This is a genomic window from Kitasatospora sp. NPDC024654, assembly GCF_055559155.1.
The window spans coordinates 43,833-50,933 of the sequence record NZ_JBVHLF010000024.1 but is presented as its reverse complement, the minus strand read 5'-3'; the positions used below and the strand labels follow the sequence as shown (position 1 = coordinate 50,933).

Annotated in this window: 4 protein-coding genes; 2 read left to right on the top strand and 2 right to left on the bottom strand. The window is 71.0% G+C overall.

What is annotated here, in order from left to right:
- Positions 1-202: 202 nt before the first annotated feature.
- On the bottom strand, positions 203-1,369 hold the full coding sequence (locus ACZ38L_RS16835) for a damage-control phosphatase ARMT1 family protein (RefSeq protein ID WP_465693764.1): 1,167 nt from the start codon (positions 1,367-1,369) through the stop codon (positions 203-205).
- 2 nt (positions 1,370-1,371) lie between these two features.
- Positions 1,372-4,632: a WD40 domain-containing protein gene (locus ACZ38L_RS16830; RefSeq protein ID WP_465693762.1), complete on the bottom strand. Its 3,261-nt coding sequence runs from the start codon at positions 4,630-4,632 to the stop codon at positions 1,372-1,374.
- 631 nt (positions 4,633-5,263) lie between these two features.
- Here ACZ38L_RS16830 and ACZ38L_RS16825 point away from each other — a divergent pair.
- Positions 5,264-6,037 (top strand): HAD family hydrolase, encoded by a 774-nt coding sequence (locus ACZ38L_RS16825; protein ID WP_465693758.1) that lies wholly within the window; start codon positions 5,264-5,266, stop codon positions 6,035-6,037.
- A complete protein-coding gene (locus ACZ38L_RS16820) occupies positions 6,034-7,092 on the top strand; it encodes a zinc-dependent alcohol dehydrogenase (protein WP_465693755.1) in 1,059 nt (352 codons plus the stop codon). The genes ACZ38L_RS16825 and ACZ38L_RS16820 overlap by 4 nt, the downstream gene beginning before the upstream one ends.
- The last annotated feature ends 9 nt before the right edge of the window (positions 7,093-7,101 follow it).

Genomic DNA, 7,101 nt, shown 5'->3' with positions numbered 1-7,101 from the left:
TTTTCCGTTCGAGACCCCGTGGCGTGGGGAGGCTGTGGCGGCGGGGGAGGGGCCCCCCCCCCCCCCCCACAAAACCCGGCCCATTCTCGACGCGGCAACCAGTTGTCTACTTCCTGGGGCACGACGCGGCTCAGACCGGTTCAGCTGTCGTCTCCGATTGGCACTCGCGTCTTGTGCGTGCTCCAACGGCCTCGTGCCGGTACTACGCCTGTGCGTGGGCTTGGATGAGCCCGTACTTGCCGCTGGTTCGCCACGGCTCCCCAGTGGCGTCGAGCCCGGCGACTGCCGGTCCGTTGAGGCCGACGATGACGTCCGACTTCAACGTACGAAGGGCCGCTACCGGGGACGGAAAGTGGCCGGCCCTCTCGGCGAAGGGGGCCGTGGCGTCCCACAGCTGATCCCCGACGAGGCGGCGGTAGTTGAGATCGCCCTTGAGGATCGTCATCGCGGCGCCGGAGAGCTCGGCCCTGAGATCGGCGGGCATCTCCTGGAACGGCAACGGCGCGCAGAAGAACTGGTGCGTGCGGATCACGAGCGTGCCGTTGTTCATCGCGTCCCAGAGCTGGCGTCCGATCCGTTCTGCCTCCTGCTCGGGCGCGGTGCGAAGGCGCTCGACGGTGGCAAGGACGTCTGCGGTGGTCGCGTCCGACACGTAGTAGGGGGAAGGCTTGACGTACAGGGCGACCTCGGCGGCCAACCCACTCGTGAGGAGGTGGTCTACCAGTACGAGGTCCGGCAGCAGCTCCCGCCCGGCGTTGTCCGCGATGACGCAGACCTTCGGGGTGCTCGCAGCAGCCAGGGTGGACCATAGGAGAGTGCTGTCGTCCGCGATCAGAGCAGAGGGCTGTGTGTCCCCCGCCGAGGCGGTGATCTGGAAGCTGAGGTCCGCCCGGTTGCCCCAGAGCGCGGACGAGAGGAGCACGTCGGCTCGCTTCTCGGTCGACAGGGAGGGCAGTTCGCTGAGAGCCGCCAGTTCGGCGTCGACGGCCGAGCCGGCCAGTTCGGCGGTCTTGAACGGTGCGAATGGGTCGATGCCCTGCCAAGTCCCGGGCCGGAAGTAGCCAGTGGCTTCGAGCAGCCTGCGGTAGAAGTAGCTCTCCGCCCACAGGAACGGCGCCTCGCCCCACGGCCGCCCGAACAAGCCCTCGCCCCACTCCAGCCACTGCTGGTGATCGTGGGCGTTCCTGCTGAGCGGCTCCAGTACGCCGCTGGTGCTCTCGGTGAGGAGTTCCTCGATCGCTGCCCGCTCGGTAGGCCCGTACGGCAGTGCATCGAGCACCTGCTGGATGAGCTTCGGGTGCCGCTCGTGGAAGACGTCCCGAGCGAACGAGCCGGGGGTGCCGCTCAGGATCACGGGTGCGCTGGGCATGCTCAGATTCGTCCTTCTCCTCGGCTGTCGGCGGGTTCCGCCACATGATCCACGGTCTGCCCGTGATGGAGCTGCAGCGACGCAGGGCCGGCCGCGCTCCCGACGAGCACGCGGCCCGTACCGGGGTCGGCGGCGGCGCAGTTCAGCGTCGCGTCGACGCGTACCTCGGCGAGTTGGTGTTGGTGGCTGAGCGACCAGGCCCGCACGGTTCCGTCGGCTGCGGCCGACAGCAGTCGGTCGGGATCGTCGCCGAAGGCCATCAGGAGGACCCGGCCGACGTGTCCGGACAGGTGAGCGGTGAACTGGCCGGTTCGGACGTCGCGGACATGGATCTCCCCGGTGCCCGAGCCCACCGCGAGGTGGGCGCCCGCGGCGTCGACGGCGATCGACCGCGCCCATCCTCCGGGGTTCACGAACCGGTTGAGGTGGCGGCCCGTGCGCGAGTCCCAGAGGTGCACGGAGCCGTCGCCGCCGCTCGCCGCGAGCAGGTGACCCTCGGCGTCGAACGCTAGCGACCGCACGCGGCCGGCATGGGCCTGCTGCTCCCACACCAGCGCTCCGGAGGGGAGGTCCCAGCACCGGATGTGCCCGTCGCCGGTGCTGGCGGCGAGCCGGGTGCCGGACCGGGCCACCGCGACGCTCCAGCTCCGGGTGACGTCGTCGTTGAGCCGCAGTGCCCAGCTCTCGTCGTCGAGGGACCAGACGTGGACTGAGCCGTCCCCGCAGGCCGCCGCGACGTACCTGCCACCGGTGGCCACCGACCACACCCGGCCCGCGCTGCCCAGCAGTTCGCGGCGCGACGCGGCGGTGGGCAGGTCCAGGAGTTCGACGTGGCCGTCACTGTGGCCCACGGCGCCGAGGCCGCCGTCGGACGTGATGTGGGTGGACCAGACCGTGTTCGAGCCTTCGGCTACGGTGTGGAGCCCGTCGGGTTCCGACTTCGTCCACAGCCGCAGGGCACCATCCTCGCAGCCGGCGACGACCGTGCCGTCTGCCGCGCAGGCCAGTGCCCGGACCCAGTCGACGCCCGGCGGCATCTGCACCTCGCCGACCGGGCCACCGGCGTCGAACGCCCGGATGACGGCGTCCTCGGTGGCGGCGAGGAGGAGGTCCGACTGGCCGTCAAGGACCACTGAGCGGACGCGTGCGGGAAGGCCGTCCACCCGCCGGACCTGGTTGAGCCTGCCGCCGCTGGTGTCCCAGAGGACCACGGAGCGGTCCCCCGAGCCCGAGGCGAGGAGCCTGCCGGTGCGGGAGAAGGCCACCGACCGGACCCAGTCCCGGTGACCCGCCTTCTCGTCGAGGAGCGCGCCGGTCGCCAGGTCGTAGAGGCGGACGAACTCGTCCTCACCCGCTGCGGCCACGACCCGCGCAGCGGCGTCGACGGAGACCGTCCACAGCGGCGTTCCGCAGGTCGCCATCGAGTGGCTGAGGGCCAATTCCTCGACGTTCCAGACCCGTACGTTCCCGTCCTCAGCTGCTGACAGCAGGTACTGGCCGTCCGGGGTGAAGCTGAGGCAGCGGACTCGGCGATCGTGACCGGCGAGGATTCCGAGAGCTCGTCCCGTGCGGGGGTTCCAGAGGCGGATCAGGCCGTCCTCGCCCGCCGAGGCCAGCAGCGCGCCGTCATAGGTCAGGGCAGTGGCGAACACCCAGCCGGTGTGGGCGTGGAAGGCGTGGACCAGGGTGCGCGAGGCGAGGTCCCACACCCGGACGGCGCCGTCCTCGCCGCCGGAGGCGATGAGGCCCGCAGCGGTCGCGACCGAGACGACGGCGCCCACGTGGCCGGGCCCCGCTGCGGCGGCCCGGGCCCACGAGGTGTGGAAGCCGACTCCGTCGGCGGTCTCCGTGGTGCTGCCGGACGGCAGGTCGCCCGCACGCACGAGGGCGAGGGTCAGCGTCGAGGCCATGTCCTGCGGTGTTCGGAGCCCGTGCAGTAGGTATCCGGCACCGGTCAGCGTGCCCGCCCGGTGCCAGTCCCGGTGCCGGGGATGGGAGTCGGCCCGGAAGGGTTCGACCGTCCCGAGAACTATGGCGTCGGCCGCCAGGGACTGGCTGCCGACGGTGGCCGCCTTGCGCGCCACGTACGAGGTGGACGACAGCAGGTCCACCAGCTCGTCATCGAGTCCGGCCTCGTGCAGGTGGTACGGCAGTTGCTGCCACATGTAGGGGTGGGACGCCGGCAGCTGCGACCAGTCCGCCGCACCGGCGCCGCGGTAGGAATCGATCAACGAGGCGTGCAGGGCTTCCCACTGATCGCCCACCATGTGCTTCAGGTAGGAGCGGAACACGTCGTGCAGGACCACCGCGTCCCGGTCGGCCAGGTACGCGCTGATCAGCGAGCGGTCGGCCAGGATCCGGCAGAACTGGCGGACGGCGCTGGCCGACCAGCCGTGGGACGTGCCCCACCAGTGGGTGAGCACGCTCAGGGGCACCGGGAGCGTGGCGGGGAAGACCGCCAGGGAGAGGTAGCGCTCGCGCAGCGACGAGCCTCCAGTGATCCTCACGCCCTCGTCGAGACTGCGCAGACTGGCGGTGATGGCGTGGCCGATCGCGTTGGAACGCTGGTCCGCGTCCCAGACGTCGAACGCCTGGGGTCCGTGGGCGTGCAGTGCCTGCCTGGCCTCGGTGACGGCCCGTTCGGCCGAGGCTCCCGCAGCCAGGTCGGAGGAGACGTTGGAGCCGACCACGGTGGCCAGCAGCGGCCACCCGCCACACAGGGCCGCCAGCCGGTCGGCGGCCGGCCGGGTCAAGCGGGAGACGGATCGGGTCAGCAGCTCGCTGATCTCCGGAGCCGACATCGGGCCGAGCCGCAGCACCTGCGCCGTCGACGGGCAGGTGCGAATGTTCCTCGTGGTCACGAGGCGGGTGCAGGATGGCGCACCGAAGAGGAACGGGGCCAGGTCCGCCGCCGACCAGACGTTGTCGATGACGAGCAGCACCCGCCTGTCCTGCAGCACGCGGGCCAGGTGGAAGCCGGCCTGCTCAGGGTCGGTGAGTGCGGGGCGGGTTCCGTCGACGTGCACGCAGAGATCGGAGATCAGCTCCACGACGCGGGCGGCGGTGCAGCCTTCTCCTGTCTCCACCCAGAGGATCTCGGGGAACATCTCCCGGACGCCGGGGTCCTCGCACACCTGCGTGACCAGTGTCGTCTTGCCGAAGCCGCCGGGTCCGCACACCGCCAGTACCGGGCTCCTGCCGGATGCGTTCGCCTCGGCCAGCAGGGAGATGACGCTGTCGAAGTCTTCGGATCTGTGTACCAAGCCGGGCTCCGGAGGTGGCGCTAGGACGAAACTTCCCGCAGTGGTCGCTCGATGACAGACGTGCCCGTCGAGGAGCTGTCGGAAGCGGTCCACAACGTCGGGGTCCGCCCGGTCGAGGACTGTGTCGAGCAGTGCCTGCGAGTCGGTCACGGGGAACAGGTGCTCCCCGCCGGCCTCCCACTTGGACACCGTCCGATCGCTGACACCGAGGTGGGCTGCGAAGCCGCGGACGGTCATCCGTAATGCCTCACGAAGAGCCTTGGCCTCACGACCTGACCAACGCTGCACCGTGCCCACTCGAACCCCCGCGATCGGTACTGACGACGCTAGCAGCCTATTCCGAGGCATCCCGGGTCGTACGGGCAATGGTTCAGCACGGGTTCGGCACGAGTACCACAGCCGCGACGAGTGGTGATCCTCTCGCACTGCAGTACCGCGGGGCTCGGTTCGGTGCCGGTTCCACGACGGTGCGACGCGCGGACCTACGCCGGAGCGGGCTCCGGCAGGCAGGCTTTCAACAGCTGCTCAACCCCCCCCGGGCTTCGGCCGGCAAAGCCGTTGGAGAAGCCCCCACTTGGTAATTCGATCACCGTCTCGGCCCATCGCCGTCGCCGGTGACGGAAGGGAACTGATGGACAGCACCCTGGCCCTCCCGGAACAGAGCCCGATCGTCACTGCGACGCCTGCCGGATGGCGGCCCACCGCCGTGATCCTGGACCTCTTCGGAACTCTGGTTCCGGCCCCGGACGATCGCGAGCGCAGCCATGCCGCCCGGAGGATCGCCGCCGAACTGCGCGTGCCGGACCACATCGCCGACCAGGTGCTCGGCAGCAGTTGGCAGGCTCGGCACGATGGCACCCTGAGCACGCCCACCGAGATCGCCGCGCATCTCGCCGAACGGTGCGGGGCACCGGCTGAGTACGTCCCCCAGGTGGAGTCGGTGCTCCGGAAGCTGGCGCCCCGACGGTTGCGTGCCGAGCCGTCAGTGCTGGAGAGCCTCCACACGCTGCGGCGGTCCGGCATCCGGCTGGCGCTGCTGAGCGACGCGGCCCCCGACATCGCCGAGGCGTGGCACCACTCCGAACTGTCCGAACAGTTCGACGTGGCGCTGTTCAGCTGCCGCGAGGGCGCAGTGAAGCCGACCCGGCACCTGTACGCGCGGGTCGCCGAGCGCCTCGGGCACGCCGCGGATTCGGTGCTGTACTGCGGCGACGGTGGTGGCAACGAACTGCTCGGGGCCCTGCGCTGCGGAATGCGGGCGGTGCGGGTGGAACGGCGGGGCGGCACGGACACGCTGGCCTTCGGCGACCCGGCACAGCCCTGGCCGGGCGTCACGCTCAAGTCCGTCGAGGCCCTGCCGACCTGGTTGGGCGTCACGAACTCGGACTGGCAGGAAGTCCGGTGACCGGCGTTGGCACGCTCGTCTGGGAAGCCCAGCGCGGGGAGCCGAACGGTCCGCTACGCCTCGCGCCTGTGCGTCGCGCCGCACTGCCGGCAGACGCCGGGACGACGGACATCCGGGTGCGCTTTTCGGCTCTGTGCGGGAGCGACACCAGCAAGCTCTGCTCGGACTCCTGGGGCGGACCGATACCCGAAGGGTGGGTGCCCGGCCACGAGGTCGTCGGCATCGACGACACCACCGGGAACTGGGTCGCGGTCAACCCGCTGGTCGGATGCGACGCATGTGCCGAGTGCGTCCTGGGCCGCATCCACCTGTGCCCCAACCTGCGACGCATCGGCTGGGACCTGCCCGGCGGCCTGGCCGAGTCCGTTCGCGTTCCCGTGCGGAACGCCGTGCCACTGCCTGCTGGTGCGCCTGATCCGGTTGTGTTCGTCCTCGCCGACCCGGTGGCGGTCGCCCTGCACGGCGTGCGGTGCGGCCTGCAAGCACCACCCTCCAGTGGCACGAGCCGCCTCGGGGTCATCGGCGCCGGCACCCTGGGCATCTGCACCGCCGTCGTCGCGGCCCGAGCCGGATGGGACGTCCTCCTGACCACTCGCAGGCCGGACCACGAAGCGCGGCTCCGGACCCTGTTGGCGGGCACCTCCGTTACCGTCTGCCCGGCTCCGGGTCTCCCCGCGGGCGCGTGCGACGCGGTGGTCGACGCGGCTTCTGGCCAGTCGCCCGCGCCGCTGCTCCAGGCGCTCGAGGCGGTACGGGACGGCGGCACGGTCCTCGTCCAGAACGCCTACGCCCCGCAGGTGCAGCTGCCCACCCCGGTTCGCGAGGTGTTTCGACGCTCACTCACCGTCCGGGGCTCGTACTCCTACTGCCGCGCGAACGACTGCGACGACTTCCGGGATGCCCTCCAACTGCTCGACCAGGACGCGGGCAGCGCATGGGCCACGGCCCTCATCTCCACCCGCTACCCGCTCGCCTGGCTGCCCGACGCCCTGGACGCGCTCCGCCCCGCCGCTGCGCGCCGACCGCTGAAAGTGCTGCTCACTTCCCGTAGCTGACTTCACCCC